Origin of the sequence: Actinomyces sp. ZJ308, from assembly GCF_011752065.1 — a bacterium.
GTDB lineage: Bacteria > Actinomycetota > Actinomycetes > Actinomycetales > Actinomycetaceae > Actinomyces.
On sequence record NZ_JAAIJY010000001.1, the window covers coordinates 184,008 to 201,257 of the forward strand.

Here is a 17,250-nt window from a genome sequence, read left to right on the forward strand (position 1 = left end):
TCAGGTGATCGGATCGGTGTTCCCGGGCCGCGTCTCAGCGAGGCACCGGCACGGTTCTCAACACGGACTCGATGACGGACTGAGGGGTGATGCCCTCCATCTCCGCCTCGGCACGCAGCTGGATGCGATGGCGCAGAGTCGGCAGGGCCAGGGCCTTGACGTCATCGGGAGTGACGAAGGACCGACCGGCGAGCCATGCCCAGGCCCGTGATGACGCCAGGAGCGCGGTGGCGCCGCGGGGGGAGACCCCCAGCGCCACCGACGGCATGGAGCGCGTGGCGCGTACGAGATCGACCGCGTAGGCCAGCACCTCGGGGGTCACCCCCACGGTGGTCACCTGGGAACGAGCCAGAGCCAGGTCCTCGGCCCCGGCCACCGCTCTCAGCCCGGCAGACGGCAGGTTGCGCGGATCGAAGCCCGAGGCGTGGCGGGACAGGACCTCGATCTCCTGAGCCCGCTCGGGAAGGGGCAGCACCAGCTTGAGCAGGAACCGGTCCAGCTGGGCCTCGGGCAGAGGATAGGTCCCCTCGTACTCCACCGGGTTCTGGGTGGCGATCACCATGAACGGATCCGGCAGGCCCAGGGGCTCGCCGTCGACAGAGACCTGACGCTCCTCCATGGCCTCGAGCAGCGCCGACTGCGTCTTGGGCGGAGTGCGGTTGATCTCGTCGGCCAGGAGTAGGTTGGTGAAGACCGGCCCGGCTCGGAAGGAGAACTGCGCACTGCGGGAGTCGTAGATGAGGGAGCCGGTGACGTCTCCGGGCATGAGGTCGGGGGTGAACTGGATGCGTTTGGTCTCCACGTCAAGCGCGGTGGCCAGCGACCGTACCAGGAGGGTCTTGGCGACTCCCGGAACCCCCTCGAGCAGGACGTGCCCGCCGGCGAGCAGGGCGATGACCAGCCCGGTCACTGCGGCTTCCTGGCCGACGACGGCCTTGCCCACCTCGCTGCGCACCGCCACCAGCCGCCGGCGCGGGTCGGTGCCGGTGTCGGCCCGAGGGGCGGGCTGAGAGGCGCGGTGGGCGCCGGGGGTCTCCGGGGCGCTCGGCCCCTGGGGGCGAGATGGCGGGTGGTGGCCACCGGTGCCTGCGCCACCTGTGGCGCTCGGGTCGCGGGTGGGGTCGGTGCTGTCCGTGCTCATGCGGAGTGAACCTCGCTCTCGAGTTGGTCGAGCTGAACTGCCAGGGCGGCCAGGGCCCGGTCACTGGTCGGTGGTGGACCGTAGAGAAGAGAGTCGACCGTGGCCGGGTCGATGCCTGAGGCCTGGGCGATGGCGGCCACCACATCGCGTCGTGAGCTCCCCGGGGGCAGCCCCAGGGCGGCGCCCAGACGCAGCGCGGTCCCCGAGCGCAGCGCCTCGGCCGCTCGAGGGCGGTCCGAGCCCTGGCGGTAGAGGCGTCCACGTGCCTGCGTGGTCTCGGTGGAGCGTACGACGACGGGCAGCTCCTCGCTCATGATGCGGCCGAAGCGACGCCCCTGGACGATCGCCAGAACGCCGGCCATGACGAGGAGCTGGAGAATGAGGACCGGCAGCCAGGCGGGCGTGGAGGGGGAGTTCCACACGGTGGCGGTCTCAACTCGGCTTCCGTCCAACCACAGGAGGCGGTCGTGGTGGCCCAGCGCGCGTACGCTCAGGGCTGCGTTCCCCTCCTGGGCGAGGTGCTTGTTGGTGACCGGAGCGGGGTCTGGCAGGACGCGCAGCGTGGCCCCGCTGGGCAGGGTGTCGGTGGCGTAGGCGTAACGGTCCTCGTCCACGGGGAAGCAGCCGATGGCGTCGGCGTCGCTGTGCAGCGACACCGAGGCGCGCGTGCCGGCCAGGCCCTGGGCGGCCTGGGCGTCGGTGTCGGCGCACTGCGGTTCCAGGTTGTTGGAGCCGGATGCCGCAGTGCCCTTGCTGGTCATGTCCGTCAGCCCCGCCAGCGCGTCGCTGCCGCCTCTGGCGCCGATGACGACGACGTCCCCGCCCGCCTGGGCCAGCGCCTGCCTGTCCTCCTGGCTCAGACGGTCGGCGTTGACCACGGCGATGGTGGTTCCGCTCCCGCTCGCCTTCACTGCCTCGGAGACGTTGCCGGCCTTGCTCACGGAGATCCCCTCATGGCGCAGCAGCTCGGCGACGGCCATCGTCCCCGAGTCCTTGGGGTTGTCGATGGCCAACGGAGCCTTGGAGGTGATGGGACGGGTCCACAGGGTGATGAGAACGGGGATGAGCATGAGGGCCAGGGTGATGACGACCGGGCGCCACCGGCGCCAGCGGTGGGACCAATGCGGATTCGTCACCTGGTCGGAGGCGGCATCCGTCTGGGAGGGACTCGGCGGGGACGTCTGAAGGGGCGCGCTCATGCGGGTGCCCCCGGGGCCGCTGCAACGGGCTCGACGACGGTCCTGTCGTGTCTGGTGGGGCGTGTCACCGTGGTCATCTGGTCGGCGAGCTCGCGCATCTGCTGGTCCTGGGAGCCGGTGGGGACCACCCGACCGTAGAGAACGGCGTCGAACAGGTGAGCCGCCTCGTACAGCGCAGGCACGACGCGGTGCTCGCCGAGGGCCTGATGCGTCAGGGTAGCGGCCTCCAGGGCCGTCATGCCCGGGTACTCGTCGATGATCCCGCGTTCGTCGAGGGAGCGGATGATGGCGCGGAATCGCTCGACGACGGCGGTGGTGAAGTCGGCCTGCTCCGCGGCCTCGTCCGCTGCCCGGGTCAGGGCGGCGGCGTCGCGGTCATCGGTGAGCACGGACAGTGACGGTGTCTCCACCCGGCGTGCCGAGGAGATCCTGGTGACCAGGAGGATCAGCAGCGCGATGACGACGGCGCCGACGATGACGACGATCGCCGTCGACACCCAGGAGGGAACCCCGGGAACCACGCTGCCGGTATCGAGATGATCCAGGATCCAGTCCCAGAACCGGTCCCACAGGCTGGGTTGCTCGTGGTAGACGGAGCGGGAGAGCTCCTTGCGCGCGGCGCGCCTGGCCTCGTCGGCGTCCGGGGTCGCTGGGGCCTTGGCAGCGAGTGCGCCGGCGGCACCGGCCGCGTGGCGCAGGAGTCCGGGGGACCCGGTCGGAATTGCGGAGGGCAGGATGCGCACCACGGGCGACTCACACCCCGGCGGCGCGTCGGAGCTCCACGTCCAGGCCTTCCGAGCGCATTCTCAGGTCGGTGTAGATGAGGGCACTGACGGAGGAGTCGAAGGGAAGAGTGGCGGCCCCGATGATGTTGCCGAGCAGAACCGATGCGGCCATGGTGATGATCTCGGCGTTCGGTGCCGCGATGGCGAGCGCCCCCGCCAGGATGCTTACCGGAGTCGTCGCTATCGCACTGGTGATGAAGATGATGATGAAGGAGAGGACCCGGATGCCCATGACTCTCCAGAAGTAGCCTCGCGTGAGTGTCCAGGAGCGGGAGATCCCCTCGAAGACGCCGATGTTTTCCAGGATGAGGGCCGCAGGAGCCAGGCTCAGCTTGCAGTACAGCGCTAAGACCGCGAGTAAGCACACCACGCCCAGCGCCAGGAGGATCAGGATGGTCAGAAGGACGGTTCCCACGGGGTTGTCATCACTGCCGTTGCCGATGAGATTCCCCAGGGTCACCGAACCGATACCGACCCCGATCACGACGAAGACTGCTGTCACGACGCCGAGGGTGATCTGGACGATGAGCGTCTGACCGATGAGCGCCCAGACACGCGGTCTGGTCCGTTGCCACATATCGCTCGGGGACGCCTTGCGGCCCAGGATGGTGCGTGAGACGGTCACGATGAGCAGACCGGTGAGAATCGAGGAGGCGAACATGATCAGCACGTTGTTGATGATGGACTGGGCGTATGTGCCCGCCAACCACGCCCCCTGTCTTTGAAGCTCGGCCTCGCTGAGCCCGCCCGAGGAGGAATAGGTCGATGGGGCGCCGAGCTGGTAGTAGAAGACGGCGGACACTATCGCGGAGAGGAGACCGATGATGGTCATCACCACGAGCGAGGGAACGAACATCGCCTTGGGGTTGGCTCGCAGGGACTCGAAGGCGCCGCCGAGGATCTCCCCGATGGACAGCGGTCGCAGCGGAATGATCGACGGCTTGGGAGCCAGGACCGATGTGTAGCCCCCGTACCCCGGGTACCCCGAGGCGCCGGGATCGCCGGGAGCTCCGGGGTAGGGAGCGTAGCCGGGGCCGTAGCCGGCATCGGCCGGGTTGCCAGGTCGCTGGCCGCCGTCGTACGCCCCGTAACCCGGCTGACCGCCGGGAGGCGGGCCGGGCTGGCCGACCGGTGGTGTCTGATAGCCGCCGTAACCGGGATACGGGGATCCTTGCGGCGAGCCCTGGGGGGAATAGGGGTAGGGCGAGGTGCCTGTGAACGCCCCGGCGTCGGGGGCCTGCCATCCCTCCTGGTCTCCTCCGACGCCGCCGTCACCGGCGGAGGGAGCCTCAGGGCCCGTCTCGTCGCCGCTCGGGTGGATGTTGTCCGGGTGGGAGTCGGTGCTCATAAACCCATGCTGTCACGCCTCGGTGTCGCTGTGCCCTCCCCCTGGAGGAGGAAATCGTCGCGCCGGGTTGCGCGCCTCTCCCCGGGGCGTGCTCAGAGGTGCGCGAGAGCCGTCTGGAAGATCACGGTTTGGCCGCAATAATTCCGGCTCCCTCGCGCACTTGTGCCGTTTTTTCCCGTAACTGAAGGGAATCTCTTAAGTTCCTGAGGGAACTGTGAACGCCATCTCTGTATCTCAGATGCCCCTTGGGTCCTGGGGCTCATGCCAAGATACGGGCTATGAGCACGCGCATTCTGGTCGTCGACGACGATGCATCCCTGGCCGAGATGATCGGCATCATGCTGGAGTCGGAGAGCTACACGCCCACCCTTTGTCATGACGGGGCCAAGGCCCTGGACGCCTTCCACGAGGTCAACCCCGACCTCGTCCTTCTCGACCTCATGCTTCCGGGGCTCGACGGCGTCGAGATCTGTCGGCTCATCCGCTCCGAGTCCGACGTGCCGATCATCATGCTGACCGCGCGCACCGACACCCAGGACGTCGTCGCGGGCCTCGAGGCCGGTGCGGATGACTATGTGACCAAGCCCTTCAAGTCCAAGGAGCTGCTGGCCCGCGTCTCCACCCGCCTGCGCCGCACCAACCCGGGGGCGGCCGAGCACGTGCGCGCCGGGGACCTCGACATCGACGTCGCCGGTCACCAGGTCAAGCGCGGTGAGACGGTCATCGCCCTGACGCCCCTGGAGTTCGAGCTGCTGGTGACCCTGGCTCGCTCGCCGTGGAAGGTCTTCACCCGCGAGGAGCTCCTCAGTCAGGTGTGGGGCTACCAGCACCCGGCCGACACCCGTCTGGTCAACGTCCACGTCCAGCGCCTGCGGGCCAAGATCGAGAAGGACCCCGAGCGCCCCTCGATCGTGGTGACGGTGCGCGGTGTCGGCTACAGGGTCGGCGAATCCGCGTGAGCGACGGCGCATCGGGCGCCCTACAATGAACCCGATGCGTAATTCAGTGGGCACGTCGGTGGGATCATCGGTGGGCACTGCGGAGGAACGGGTTGTTCGGCGTCTGCCCCTGCCGGGACTGCTGCGCCGCAGCCTTGAGGTGCGCATGGTGTGCACCGCCACCGTCATCGGCCTGCTTCTCATCGTACTGCTGCTGACCTTCGTGACCGACCGGATCAGGTCGGAGGTGTTCGCCGACCAGCGCGACGTCATTCTTGCCGATGCCGCGCTGCGTGCCAGCGTCGCCCAGGCCGAGTTCGACTCCACCACCGCCGTCACCGTTGACGAGGTCTCGGCCACCGCGGAGCAGCAGGTCAACGGGGCCAAGGACTCGATCTCCTCCTCCGGCGGAGTGGGCGTCCTCATGCTGCGCAATGATGAGGAGACCTCGACAACGGTGGTCAACGACCTGGAGACCGATACCCGCCTGCGCTCCCTCATCACTGACGAGATGTCCCAGGCGCTCGACGAGGGCGGCGCCCGCTCGCAGTACTGGCAGTCGGTGGCCGTCCCCAATGACGAGGGAGGCACCGATCCTGGGCTCATCGTGGGGACCCGGGTGAGTCTGCCCCTGGCCGGGGAGTACGACCTCTACCTCGTCTACAGCCTGGCCAGCGAGCAGCGCATCGTCTCCCTGGCCTCGCGCAACATCACCATCGGTGGCCTGGGATTCCTGGCCATTCTCATCGTCGTGGTGTGGGCCTTCACCCGGTGGGTACTCAGCCCCGTGCGGCACACCGCGCGGGCCGCCGAGCGCCTGGCCTCCGGGCTGCTGGCCGAGAGGCTGAGCATCGAGGGGGAGGACGAGATCTCCACCCTGGCCAGATCCTTCAATCATATGGCGACCTCGCTGGAGGACCAGATCGAGCGCCTGGAGTCCCTGTCCAAGGTGCAGCGCCTCTTCGTGTCCGACGTCTCCCACGAGCTGCGCACCCCGCTGGCCTCCATCCGCCTGGCCACCGAGCAGATCCAGGACGCGCGCGAGGAGATCTCCGATCCCTTCGCCCTGCGTTCCATCCAGGTGCTGTCCAGCTCGGTGGACCGCTTCGAGACCATGCTCACCGACCTGCTGGACATCTCTCGCATCGACTCCGGCAACGTCAAGCTGCGCCTGGAGGAGGTCGACCTCGCCCAGGTGGTGGACACGGTCATCGAGACCACCCAGTTCCACTTCGACGCCACCGGCACCGAGCTGCGTCTCCACCTTCCCGAGGAGCCGGCCACGGCCGAGGTCGACGTCACCAGGGTCGAGCGCATCATCCGCAACCTCGTGGTCAACGCGCTCGAGCACGGCGAGGGCAAGCCGCTGGACGTCACCGTCGCCGTGGACGACGACGCGGTGGCGGTACGGGTGCGCGACCACGGGATCGGCATGAGTCCCGACGTCGTCACCAAGGTCTTCGACCGCTTCTACCGCGCCGACCCCTCGCGCAAGCGGAGCCTGGGAGGAACCGGCCTGGGCCTGTCCATCGCCATGGAGGACGCCCGCCTGCACGGCGGCCGCCTGTCGGCCTGGGGGTGGCCCGCCGACGGCGCCTCCTTCCTGCTGGTTCTTCCTCGCACCCAGGGGGCCGACGGCGGCCCCGGCCGGTTGGGTGGTCCCGGCCCTCTCGATCTCGTTCCACAGGACGCACCTGCAGTGGCTCGGGCCGGCATCCCCGCCGATGAGGAGTCGCTCTTCTCCCCGGTCGGCCCGCTGGGGCCGGCCCCGGCCACGCGCCGGGCGCGCCAGAGCGTCGTCCTGGGCGACATCCCCCTGGCCGGGGAGAGTCACGACGCGGTCACCGAGGACGTCGGCCGCGTCGTCGTCGTCCTGCCCGGTCAGGAGCCGGCCACCCGCACTCCCGAAGAGGCCGATGAGGAGGGGCGACGCCGATGAAGCAGCCGATGAGGCAGCCGATGAGGCAGCAGCTGAGCCGCACCGCGCTCACCGAGGGTCGCGAGCACACCGGGAGCTCCGGGCTGTTCTCCTTGTCGCGACGCGACGCGCTGGGGCTCCTGTCGGCCACCGCCGCGGGCCTGCTGGCCGGGTGCACGGCGCTTCCGAGCTCCAGCGGCGTCACGCGCTCCGGGGTGGCCGCCTCCGACACCAACGCACTCATTGAGACCGCGCCCGGACCGGGTGAGGGCGACTCGGCCGAGGATGTCGTCAACGGTTTCCTGCGCGCCGCCATCGCCGGGTTCTCCGACGACTTCGCCACCGCCAAGCAGTTCCTCACCGAACGCACCGCGGCCCAGTGGAAGCCCCTGGAGTCGGTGAGCGCCTACAGCGGATCGACCGAGCCGCAGGTCTCGGTCGCCGCGGACGGCTCCTTCACAGTGACCTCCGGTCAGGTAGGGGTCCTGGACTCTCTGGGCGTCTTCACCCCGGCCCTGGAGGGGGCCACGTACGTCGGTGAGTTCTCCCTGGCCACCAACTCCACCGGACAGTGGCGCATCGTCGGGCTGCCCCACGGGATCCTGCTGCCCTTCTCCCGACTCATGCAGAACTTCGCGGTCAGCTCCCTGGCCTTCCTGTCACGGGACCGGACCAGGTTCGTCTGCGAGCTGAGATGGTATCCCCGCAGCTCGCAGGCCGACTCCCTCGTCGCCGGGCTGCTGGCCGGGCCCTCCGACTGGCTGTCGAAAGGGGCCTTCAGCCTCATTCCGCGCAACGCCGAGAGCGCCGGCCGGGGTGTCGTCGTCGAGACGGGGACCGCGACCGTTCACCTGAGTGCGGACTCCGACCCCGCCTCGGAGGAGGCTCGCCAGCTCATGGTGGCCCAGATCGAGCAGAGCCTCCTGCAGATCAGCGGCATCGACCGGGTGCGGGTGCTCGCGGGCACCGTCGACCTCGGGGCGGCCGCCCAGCTGACACCGATGGCTCCGGAGGTCGGTGGCATTGTGGGGATGTCCGAGGGATCCGTCGTACGCGGCACCGGGGCGAGCCGCATCACGCTGGCGACCGACCGGGTGCTGGGGACCGATGACGCCCGCAGCCCGAGCCTCGGGGCGGACGGGGCCGTCTACGCCTTGTCGGCCTCCAGCCTGCTGCATCTGCCCCAGGGGCAGGAGTCCGCCGCCGTCATCCTCTCGGTGGGGGATCCCTCCGCGGGTGCCGGTGGCCTGGGCGCGCCGCTGGGCGACCGGCACGGGTGGGCCTGGTTGCTGGCCGATGGGCAGCTCACCGCGGTCAACGGCTCGGGGCAGCGCGCCGCCCTGGAGTCGTCCTGGTTGCCGGAGAGCCCGGTCGTGGCCTTCGACCTGTCCGTGGAGTCCGAGCGGATCGCCGTGCGCCGAGCCGACGGCCGGGTCGCCGTCGCCGTCATCATCCGGGACCAGGACGGCCGTCCCCAGGGGCTCGGGCCGGCACTGGAGATGCCTCGTGCCAGTGGCGCGGGCACCCGCGGAGTCTCCTGGTGCGCCCCGAACGCCGTGTGCGTCCTGGCCGATGCCGGTGCCGAGGGGGGAGGCGTCCCCGAGGTGCGTCTCATCCAGGTCGGTGGCGCGGTCAATACGCTCGTTGGGGTGCGCGGGGCCCACTCCGTCATCTCCGACCGCTCCGAGGAGTCCCTCATCATCATCGATGAGGCGGGTCAGACCTGGCAGCGCCGCGGAGCGATGTGGCGGGTACTCACCTCGGAGGTCACCGACCCCTCCTTCCCCCTGCCCTGACCTCGTGACCGGCCCCTGAGCCCCGGTGCTGTGGCCCGGTGCTGTGGCCCCGTCGACGGTCCCGGGGCTCGGCATTATGAACGGTCATACGGTTCCGGGTGCCCCGGTCGACTGGGACCGTGGGCACCCGGAATCAGGGCCGGCGCGAGGTGGGGCTAAAGCACCTGAGCGTCCAGACGAATGACGCCGTAGGTCCAGCCGTGGCGGTGGTAGACGGCGCAGGGCTGCTTGGAGGCCTTCTCGATGAACAGGTAGAAGGGGTGCCCCACGAGCTCCATCTGGTAGAGCGCCTCGTCGACGGTCATCGGCTTGGCCTCGTGAAGCTTCTGGCGAACGATCACCGGGGAGTCGCCGAGCTGGGCCTCGACCGCGACACCGGGCTCGGTGGGGGCGGAGGGGGAGTCCTCGATCGGCGCGTCACCGGTCTCGGGAATGACGGGCTCATCCAGGACGGGTGCCGCCTGGAGGTCCTCGCCGGGGGTGGTCACGGTGTGACGACGGTGGTGGTCCTTCTTGCGGTCCCGAGCCCGGCGAAGGCGCTCGGTCAGCTTTCCCATGGCAATATCAAAAGCGGCGAAGCGGTCCGAGGAGGACGCCTCTGCCCGAATGATCGGGCCCTTGGAGACGACGGTGATCTCCACTCTCTCGGCGGTGTCGGCCTGGCGCGGGTTGCGCTCGTGGGTGACCTCCACCTCGACGCGCTGGACCCGGGGGTCGAACTGCTCAACCTTGACGGCCTTGTCCTCGACGTAGTCGCGCAGACGAGAGCTGATCTCGGCGTTACGACCGACGACGGTGATATCCATGGTGGAACCTCTTTCTGGGCTCGTGGGCCGGTCCTGACGGACCGTGTGCAACAAGTACCCGCCACTTCTCACGGCGGGTTCGGAACTGGTGTCATCACCTCCTGTCACCTCGTGAGGGCCCTCAAGCACCGAGGCGGGAACCCGGCCGACTGTCCTTGTCGACGTCGGGAATCGCCTGTGCGCTGTGCCACATAAGGTACACCATGTGGGACTGTTCATGCCTCCTTTTCGTGCGTGCCGCGCCCTGGAGGAACCGTCTGATCGCCGCAGGCGGACAAGCCCGGCGGTACCGGATCAATTCTTGGCGCGGGAGCGGCGCGATCCCCGGCGGTCGCCGGGACGCGGGCCGGGACCGTGACGGACGCGTGCGCCGGAGGCGGCGCCGCGCTCAGCGCCAGGGCGCCCAGAACCCGGCTCCCGGCCTCCTCCAGCGCCCGGGCGCAGGCCCCCAAGGTGGCTCCGGTGGTGACGACGTCGTCGACCAGCAGCGCCGGCAGCCCGGCGACGGGAGCCAGCAGACGCGGAGCGACGGCGCGATTGCCCCTCCGCTGGCGCGATGAGCGTCCCGCCTGATGCGCCCCGCCGCCCCGACGACGCAGCAGGTCAGTGCTCAGCACGAGCGGCGCGGGCGAGGTCCTCAGAGGCGACCTCCGATCCGGCGGCGGGGAGCCGAGCTGCCGATCCATGGGGTCCGAGGGGGCTGCTTGTCCCCGATGAGCCCACTGGTCGGCGATTCCACGGGCGACGACGTCGGCCAGGCGGGCGGCCACCAGGTGGCCACGCAGCCGGCGCGCGATCCCGGAGGGCGCCGGAACCACGAGCAGTGCTGCAACGGGCCGCACCGACAGGACGGGGGAGGCGGGCAAGGCGGCTGAGGTGCCGGCGGCACGGTGATCTCCGGGGTGATCTCCGGGGTGATCTCCGGAGTGATCTCCGGGGCGGTCTCCGGGTGGCTCGATCCAGATCTCCTCGGGAGGGTGCGCCTGCGCCCACCGGCCTCCTAGGCGCCGGCCGGCTCGCTCCATCACCTCCGAGAGGTCCTCCCGTGAGCCGTTCTTCCATCCCAGCACCATGGTGCGCACCGGTCCGGTGTAGGTCGCCAGGGCCAGGACGCCGAGGTCCCCGGCGGCGTCGGCGTGCTCCACGGCGAAGGGATCGCCCTCGAGCAGCTCGCGGCACCGAGGGCATAGCGCCGTCTCCCAGCACCCGCAGCCCGCGCAGCTGACCGGCAGGCCCAGAGACAGTCCTGGCAGCAGGCGTGATGAGAGCGTTGCCGGGAGGCTGCGCGGGAAGCGGCCTGCGGCGGGTCGGTGGGAGCGTTGCTGCGAGCGTTGCTGATGATGCTCCATGCCCTTCACTGTGGGGCCGCCCCGCCGCCTCCGCTCGCGCGGGCGCTTCGCGGTCCACAACGGGGCGGGGCGGGCGGCTCCCGACACGCCCTGTGGATCCGTACCGGCTGTCCGCCGGTTGCCCGCGGGTTGTCTGCGGGTTGTCTGACGGCTGCCTGCCCCGGTCTCATGCCGACGGCGTGCCGGCCCGGTGCCGTCGTGATGGCCTTGTACCAGCCTCGTGCCGGCCTCGCGCGGGTCCCGTGTCCTCGGTGGGAAGAATCTCGGTGCCAGGAAGACCGCTGTGCACCCGGGTCCACTAGAGTACGGAGGCAGGTAGCCGGTGAGACCTGTGCCGATACCGAGCTGATCCGGGCGCTGATCCGGTCCGGCTCCGGGCTGACTCAGCCCATTGGGCCCCGGTCTCATCGCCGCTCTTCGCAACAGACGTCCCAAGGGAGAATGCAGCGTGTCGATCGTGGACCGGATCCTTCGCATTGGCGAGGGCCGCACCCTGAAGAAGCTTGATGCCATCGCCGACCAGGTCGAGGCCCTTGCCGAGGAGTTCGGCGAGCTCTCCGACGCCGAGCTGCGTGACATGACCGACGAGCTCAAGGAGCGCTACCAGGACGGCGAGACGCTGGACGACCTGCTGCCCGAGGCCTTCGCCACGGTGGTGGAGGCCGCCGACCGCGTGCTGGGCATGCGCCCCTACCACGTCCAGATCATGGGGGGCGCCGCCCTCCACCGCGGCAACATCGCCGAGATGAAGACCGGTGAGGGCAAGACCCTCGTCGCCACGATGCCCTCCTACCTGCGGGCCCTGACCGGCAAGGGCGTTCACGTCGTCACCGTCAACGACTACCTCGCCGAGTACCAGTCGGATCTCATGGGGCGCGTTCACCGCTTCCTGGGACTGACCACCGGCTGCATCCTCGTGGGGCAGACCCCCGCCGAGCGTCGCGAGCAGTACGCCTGCGACATCACCTACGGCACCAACAACGAGTTCGGCTTCGACTACCTTCGCGACAACATGGCCCAGCGCCCCGACGACCTGGTCCAGCGCGGTCACGCCTTCGTCATCGTCGACGAGGTCGACTCCATCCTCATTGACGAGGCCCGCACCCCGCTCATCATCTCCGGGCCGGCCACCGGGGACATCAACAAGTGGTACAAGGAGTTCGCCACGATCTCCGAGCGCCTGCGTGAGGGCAAGGACTACGAGGTCGACGAGAAGAAGCGCACCGTGGGCGTCCTGTCCCCCGGTATCGAGCGGGTCGAGGACTACCTCGGCGTGGACAACCTCTACGAGTCCGAGAACACCCCCCTCATCGGCTTCCTCAACAACGCCATCAAGGCCAAGGAGCTCTTCCACCGGGACAAGGACTACATCGTGCGCGACGGCGAGGTCCTCATCGTCGACGAGCACACCGGTCGCGTCCTGCCCGGCCGGCGCTACAACGAGGGCATGCACCAGGCCATCGAGGCCAAGGAGCGGGTGGAGATCAAGGCCGAGAACCAGACCCTGGCCACCATCACCCTCCAGAACTACTTCCGCCTCTACCCCGAGGGCTCCCGCTCGGGCATGACCGGTACCGCCGAGACCGAGGCCGCCGAGTTCGCCGGCACCTACAAGATCGGCGTCGTCCCGATCCCCACCAACAAGCCGATGATCCGTGAGGACCAGCCGGACCTCGTCTACACCACCGTCGAGGCCAAGCTCGACGCCGTCGTCGACGACATCGCCGAGCGCCACGAGGCCGGCCAGCCGGTCCTGGTGGGCACCACCAGCGTGGAGAAGTCGGAGGTCCTCTCCGAACGGCTGCGCGAGCGGGGCATCCCCCACGAGGTCCTCAACGCCAAACAGCACGCCCGCGAGGCCGCCGTCGTCGCCATGGCCGGCCGCAAGGGCGCCGTGACCGTGGCCACCAACATGGCCGGGCGCGGAACGGACATCATGCTGGGCGGCAACGCCGAGCACATCGCGGTCACGGCCCTCAAGGAGGCAGGGCTCGACCCCGAGGAGAACGCCGAGGAATATGAGAGGGCATGGCCCGAGGCCCTGTCCGCGGCCAAGGAGGCCTGCCGGGCCGAGCACGACGAGGTCGTCGAGCTCGGAGGCCTCTACGTGCTGGGCACCGAGCGCCACGAGTCGCGACGCATCGACAACCAGCTGCGCGGCCGCTCCGGCCGTCAGGGAGACCCGGGCGAGTCCCGCTTCTACCTGTCCATGGAGGATGACCTCATGCGCATGTTCGCCTCCGGGCTCGCCCAGCGCATCATGTCCTCGGGCGCCTACCCCGACGACGTCCCGCTGGAGTCCAAGATGGTCACCCGCGGCATCGCCGGCGCCCAGCGCCAGGTGGAGTCGCGCAACTACGAGATCCGCAAGAACGTCCTCAAGTACGACGACGTCATGACCGAGCAGCGCGAGAAGGTCTACTCCGAGCGCCGGCGCGTCCTGGACGGTGAGGACCTCGAGCCTCAGGTCGAGGCCTTCCGCACCCAGGCCGTCAGCTCCATCGTCAACGCCGGCACGGCCGAGGGCCGCCCCGACGAGTGGGACCTGGACGCCCTGTGGGGCGAGCTCGGCCGCCTCTACCCGGTGGGTCTGACCCAGGACGAGGTCGTCGAGGCGCTGGGCGGCAAGGATGCGCTCACCTCGGAGAGCCTCATCGACGAGCTCAGCGAGGACGTCGCCGTGGCCTACGAGGACGCCGAGGCGCGTATCGACGCCAATGCCCTGGCCCACGCCCAGCTCGGCGAGGAGCCGATGCGCACCCTGGAGCGCCGCATCCTGCTGGCCGTGGTGGACAAGCGCTGGAGGGAGCACCTCTACGAGATGGACTACCTCAAGGAGGGCATCGGGCTGCGGGCCATGGCCCAGCGCGACCCCCTCGTGGAGTACGCCAACGAGGGTGCTCGCATGTTCCGGGCGATGATGGAGGGCATCCGCGAGGAGACCGTCGAGCAGATCTTCGCCAACGTCACCCGTTTCGACGCCGCCGCTCAGCGCGCCGCCGAGGACGGCGCCGTCGAGGCCGCGCAGGCGGTCGCCAAGGCCAATGCCACTGCGGCGGCCGGCATCCGCCTGGGAGCGGGCGGAGGCCAGAGCCGGGGCACCGTCCTGGGGGACACCGGGCAGGCCTCCATGGAGCAGCGGATCACCTACTCCGGTCCCAGCGAGTCCGGTGATGAGGAGGAGCGTTCCGGCGCCTCCTCGCGCAGGGCCTCCAGTCCGGCCTCCTCGGCCTCGGGCGGTAACCGGGCCGAACGCCGCCGCTCCAGGAAGAAGCGCCGTCACTGAGCCCTTGCCGAGTACTCAATCATGCCGCGGGTGATCCCGCCGGGACCTGGTAGACCGCCAGGATCCGGCGGGATCACGCGATCTCCAGACCGGTGAGGATCCAGCGCTCACGCAGCATCTCCAAGCGCGCCGCCGCGGCCCGGACCCGGTTGCCCTCCTCCAGGAGCACAGTGGCCTCACAGGCCCCCGACATCGTCAGCTCGGTGCGCACGCTGCGGATACGTGGACGCCTCGGCCTGGGCTCGTGCCCGAGGATCCGGGAGGCCAGGCCCGCCCGGCGGGCGAGAGCCTCGAACAGGGAGGGACTGGTCCACCGGGCCAGGTGGTCCACGGGGCGCAGCCCGGCCAGCACCTCGCTGGCCGCAGCCACCACGATCGCTGCCGTGCGCGAGGCGTCGACGCCGGTGCGGGGCCGGGGCCTGAGGAGGTCATGATGCTGAGCGGCTGCCGAGCCGTTGATGGGTTTCGGGGGCCTTGACGGGACGGCTCGGGTCGGCGTCGGGTGGGTCGGTGTGGGGTGAGTGTGGTGCTGAGGCCCGGTCTCGCGGCGAGTGGGGCGGGCGGGACGGGCTTCTCGGGTCGGCGTGGCGGTGACAGCCATGGCGGGCTCCTGGGAGTGCGTGGGTGCCGTGTGGGCACGGGAGGAATGGACGCGGTCCCGCGGTGAGGACCATGGACGGTGCGGTGAGAGCGGTGGTGGGGGACGCAGGCCCCGGTTGCGGGGTGGCGGGTTCATCGTGATGGGGGCTGGCCTCCCGTCGTCGTGGGCGGGGCTGCCAGCGAGTCCGGGACGCTCAGCACCGCTCCGGGGCGGATCAGTGACGGATTCGGCCCGATGGCGTCGGCGTTGGCGCGATACAGGACGGGCCAGGTCCGTGCGACCTGCGCGGGGCCGGCCCCGGCGGGCAGGAGACCGGCGGTGATCGACCACAGGCTCTCTCCGGGGAGCACGGTGTGAGTGCGCTCCGACGGCGCTTGGCCGTCCGGGGCGGTGGAGACGGGCCTGTCCGGCGTGCTCGGTGGTACCGAGTCGGACGGCTCGCCGGATCCGTCCGACGGTGTCTGGGACGGTGAGGGCGTGACGTCCTCAGCGGGAGACTGCGTGCCTTCCGGTCCCCCGGCGGAGCTGGGCGGTGACTGGTCGGCCTGCGACGACGGCGTCGGGGACGGGGTCTGGGATGGCGAGGCGGGGGCCGAGCTCGTGGGCCGCCAGCCCAGATCATCCTCATCGGAGGCCTCCTCGGCCGCCAGGGCAGGAGCCGAGGACAGGGAGACGACCAAGGCCGAGGCCGCGATGCGGCGGACCGCCGGGGCTCCCCACGCATCAAGAATCCTGTCGGCCGGCCCGGGACCGCCGCCCCGCCGGGAAGGCCTGCGATCACGGGGGCCGGTGAGGGCGACGAGGGCGAGCACGGCCGAGGCCAGGTGCCACAGGGCGCCCAGGGCGCCGATCGTGCAGGTCCCGGCGACGACGGCGTCGGACAGGTGGGTCATGCCCCAGGACTGCGGGCCGACCTCCAGGAGACTCGCCGTGGAGCTGCGGGCCGCGTACCCCAGAAGCACCAGAAGAACGCCGGATACCCCGGCCAGCAGTGCGAGTCGTAGGCGTGCACCCATGTCATCTCCATCGCCAATGATGATGTTTGATGATGTTAGATGTACTCCTGTGGTGTCGCAATGTCAAGAGGTGGTACGTGTTGTCTGAGATGGTGCTGCTTCCGCGAACGATCCGTTGCGGGGCTCAGGAGTGGGGAGACTTTGCGCAGTGAGCCGAGTGTGGTGAGGTGGGGGCATGGACTGGGACCTGATGCTCGCCGACCTGGAGAGCAGCTTCGATGCCGAACGTCGTGCGGACCTGGTGGCGCAGAGCGCCGAGCTCGCCGAGGCCGAGCACGCCTCGATCGAGGTGATTGACCGACTCCGGGGGACGGTGGGGCGCCTCATTCACCTGAGGACCCGTGGTGGCGTGCCGGTGGACGGCGTCGTGACCCGGGTTGAGCCCACCTACGTCCTCGTCGACGAGGGGGAGGGGCTGCAGGCGGTCGTTCCGCTGACCGCGGTGGCGACGATGACGGCGCTGGCCGGTCCCGCTCCCCGGGAGGCCCGTCGTCGCCCCACGCTGGGGGCGCTGCTGCGTGAGATCGCTCGGCGAGGTGCGAGGGTGCGCCTGGTCCTGGGGTCCGGAGAGGTGGTGGGGCGGCTGGTTCGGGTGGGCTCGGACCACGTCGACGTCGCCCTCGACCCTGAGGGCGGGATCCGTGCGCGCCGCGCCCCCGGCGCAGGAGGTGCGGGGATCGTCAGCGTCATGACCGCGGCGATCGAGGTGCTGCGCAGCCGCTGACGTCCGTCTCGGTGTCGGGATGCGTGGGGAGAGCCGAGGAGAGTCGCGGGGGTCGGGACAGTGCCCCGAGGCGGGGCGGCCGAGGCGTACGGCTCAGGACTCCTCGTCCTCGCCCCAGCCCGCGGCCACCATGGCCCGGGTCGAGGCGAGCTGACGCTGGATGTAGTCCTCGAGAGCCTGGTCCTCGATGCGCCAGAGCTTGCGGGCACCGACCTGGATGGCGGGGAGGTCCCCGGTGCGGATGAGGGCGCGCACGGCCTGGGCGGACAGCTGGAGCTGCTCGGCGACGTCGGCGATGGTCAGGAATCGTGTGCTCATAGAACGATGATCCCACTGCTCGATC

At 70.0% G+C, this 17,250-nt stretch carries 14 protein-coding genes; 5 read left to right on the forward strand and 9 right to left on the reverse strand.

Features of this window, described 5'->3' with window-relative positions; all coding sequences use genetic code 11:
- Nucleotides 1-34: 34 nt before the first annotated feature.
- Genes HCR68_RS00785 through HCR68_RS00800 form a run of 4 tightly spaced genes read right to left on the reverse strand, consistent with a single transcriptional unit; the run spans nucleotide 35 to nucleotide 4,473 of the window.
- On the reverse strand, nucleotides 35-1,141 hold the full coding sequence (locus HCR68_RS00785) for a MoxR family ATPase (protein WP_167145258.1): 1,107 nt from the start codon (nucleotides 1,139-1,141) through the stop codon (nucleotides 35-37).
- Entirely contained in the window at nucleotides 1,138-2,340 is a 1,203-nt protein-coding gene (locus tag HCR68_RS00790; protein WP_167145260.1) for a DUF4350 domain-containing protein, read from the reverse strand. The genes HCR68_RS00785 and HCR68_RS00790 overlap by 4 nt, the downstream gene beginning before the upstream one ends.
- Complete coding sequence (locus HCR68_RS00795) at nucleotides 2,337-3,038, reverse strand: DUF4129 domain-containing protein (RefSeq protein ID WP_243858848.1); 702 nt, start codon at nucleotides 3,036-3,038, stop codon at nucleotides 2,337-2,339. Before HCR68_RS00795 ends, HCR68_RS00790 begins: the two co-directional genes overlap by 4 nt.
- 55 nt (nucleotides 3,039-3,093) lie before the next feature.
- On the reverse strand, nucleotides 3,094-4,473 hold the full coding sequence (locus HCR68_RS00800) for a hypothetical protein (protein WP_167145264.1): 1,380 nt from the start codon (nucleotides 4,471-4,473) through the stop codon (nucleotides 3,094-3,096).
- A gap of 278 nt (nucleotides 4,474-4,751) precedes the next feature.
- Here HCR68_RS00800 and mtrA point away from each other — a divergent pair, with 278 nt between their 5' ends.
- From mtrA to HCR68_RS00815, 3 genes are read left to right on the forward strand one after another with little or no spacing between them, the layout of a single operon-like run.
- Nucleotides 4,752-5,432, forward strand: a complete 681-nt coding sequence (gene mtrA, locus HCR68_RS00805; protein WP_126414060.1) for an MtrAB system response regulator MtrA — start codon at nucleotides 4,752-4,754, stop codon at nucleotides 5,430-5,432.
- A gap of 34 nt (nucleotides 5,433-5,466) precedes the next feature.
- Entirely contained in the window at nucleotides 5,467-7,350 is a 1,884-nt protein-coding gene (mtrB, locus tag HCR68_RS00810) for an MtrAB system histidine kinase MtrB (RefSeq protein ID WP_167145265.1), read from the forward strand.
- Between the two features lie 20 nt (nucleotides 7,351-7,370).
- Complete coding sequence (locus tag HCR68_RS00815) at nucleotides 7,371-9,125, forward strand: GerMN domain-containing protein (RefSeq protein WP_167145267.1); 1,755 nt, start codon at nucleotides 7,371-7,373, stop codon at nucleotides 9,123-9,125.
- Nucleotides 9,126-9,280: 155 nt separating this feature from the next.
- Here the strand turns inward: HCR68_RS00815 and raiA are convergent, their stop codons facing one another.
- Both raiA and HCR68_RS14060 read right to left on the reverse strand, forming a co-directional pair.
- Complete coding sequence (gene raiA, locus HCR68_RS00820; protein ID WP_167145269.1) at nucleotides 9,281-9,931, reverse strand: ribosome-associated translation inhibitor RaiA; 651 nt, start codon at nucleotides 9,929-9,931, stop codon at nucleotides 9,281-9,283.
- A gap of 215 nt (nucleotides 9,932-10,146) precedes the next feature.
- The gene (locus HCR68_RS14060) at nucleotides 10,147-11,280 is read right to left on the reverse strand and encodes a ComF family protein (RefSeq protein WP_243858834.1); all 1,134 of its coding nucleotides are present in this window, start codon (nucleotides 11,278-11,280) and stop codon (nucleotides 10,147-10,149) included.
- A gap of 448 nt (nucleotides 11,281-11,728) precedes the next feature.
- On the opposite strand from HCR68_RS14060, the gene secA reads away from it, so the two are divergent.
- Nucleotides 11,729-14,566: a preprotein translocase subunit SecA gene (gene secA, locus HCR68_RS00835; protein ID WP_167145271.1), complete on the forward strand. Its 2,838-nt coding sequence runs from the start codon at nucleotides 11,729-11,731 to the stop codon at nucleotides 14,564-14,566.
- A 73-nt stretch (nucleotides 14,567-14,639) separates the two neighbouring features.
- Here the strand turns inward: secA and HCR68_RS00840 are convergent, their stop codons facing one another.
- On the reverse strand, nucleotides 14,640-15,167 hold the full coding sequence (locus HCR68_RS00840; protein ID WP_167145273.1) for an Rv3235 family protein: 528 nt from the start codon (nucleotides 15,165-15,167) through the stop codon (nucleotides 14,640-14,642).
- A 131-nt stretch (nucleotides 15,168-15,298) separates the two neighbouring features.
- Entirely contained in the window at nucleotides 15,299-16,183 is an 885-nt protein-coding gene (locus HCR68_RS00845) for a peptidoglycan-binding protein LysM (protein ID WP_167145275.1), read from the reverse strand.
- A gap of 175 nt (nucleotides 16,184-16,358) precedes the next feature.
- Between HCR68_RS00845 and HCR68_RS00850 the strand changes: the two genes are divergently transcribed.
- The gene (locus tag HCR68_RS00850) at nucleotides 16,359-16,907 is read left to right on the forward strand and encodes a Fis family transcriptional regulator (protein ID WP_167145277.1); all 549 of its coding nucleotides are present in this window, start codon (nucleotides 16,359-16,361) and stop codon (nucleotides 16,905-16,907) included.
- 93 nt (nucleotides 16,908-17,000) lie between these two features.
- On the opposite strand, the gene HCR68_RS00855 is transcribed toward HCR68_RS00850, so the two are convergent.
- Entirely contained in the window at nucleotides 17,001-17,225 is a 225-nt protein-coding gene (locus HCR68_RS00855; protein WP_167145278.1) for a helix-turn-helix domain-containing protein, read from the reverse strand.
- Nucleotides 17,226-17,250 lie beyond the last annotated feature (25 nt).

Coding starts and splice junctions, on each gene's coding strand:
- HCR68_RS00800 (WP_167145264.1), bottom strand. CDS start 4,473: ATGAGCACCGACTCCCACCCGGACAACATCCACCCGAGCGGCGACGAG.
- mtrB (WP_167145265.1), top strand. CDS start 5,467: ATGCGTAATTCAGTGGGCACGTCGGTGGGATCATCGGTGGGCACTGCG.
- mtrA (WP_126414060.1), top strand. CDS start 4,752: ATGAGCACGCGCATTCTGGTCGTCGACGACGATGCATCCCTGGCCGAG.
- HCR68_RS14060 (WP_243858834.1), bottom strand. CDS start 11,280: ATGGAGCATCATCAGCAACGCTCGCAGCAACGCTCCCACCGACCCGCC.
- HCR68_RS00840 (WP_167145273.1), bottom strand. CDS start 15,167: ATGGCTGTCACCGCCACGCCGACCCGAGAAGCCCGTCCCGCCCGCCCC.
- raiA (WP_167145269.1), bottom strand. CDS start 9,931: ATGGATATCACCGTCGTCGGTCGTAACGCCGAGATCAGCTCTCGTCTG.
- HCR68_RS00845 (WP_167145275.1), bottom strand. CDS start 16,183: ATGGGTGCACGCCTACGACTCGCACTGCTGGCCGGGGTATCCGGCGTT.
- HCR68_RS00850 (WP_167145277.1), top strand. CDS start 16,359: ATGGACTGGGACCTGATGCTCGCCGACCTGGAGAGCAGCTTCGATGCC.
- HCR68_RS00785 (WP_167145258.1), bottom strand. CDS start 1,141: ATGAGCACGGACAGCACCGACCCCACCCGCGACCCGAGCGCCACAGGT.
- HCR68_RS00815 (WP_167145267.1), top strand. CDS start 7,371: ATGAGGCAGCAGCTGAGCCGCACCGCGCTCACCGAGGGTCGCGAGCAC.
- HCR68_RS00855 (WP_167145278.1), bottom strand. CDS start 17,225: ATGAGCACACGATTCCTGACCATCGCCGACGTCGCCGAGCAGCTCCAG.
- HCR68_RS00790 (WP_167145260.1), bottom strand. CDS start 2,340: ATGAGCGCGCCCCTTCAGACGTCCCCGCCGAGTCCCTCCCAGACGGAT.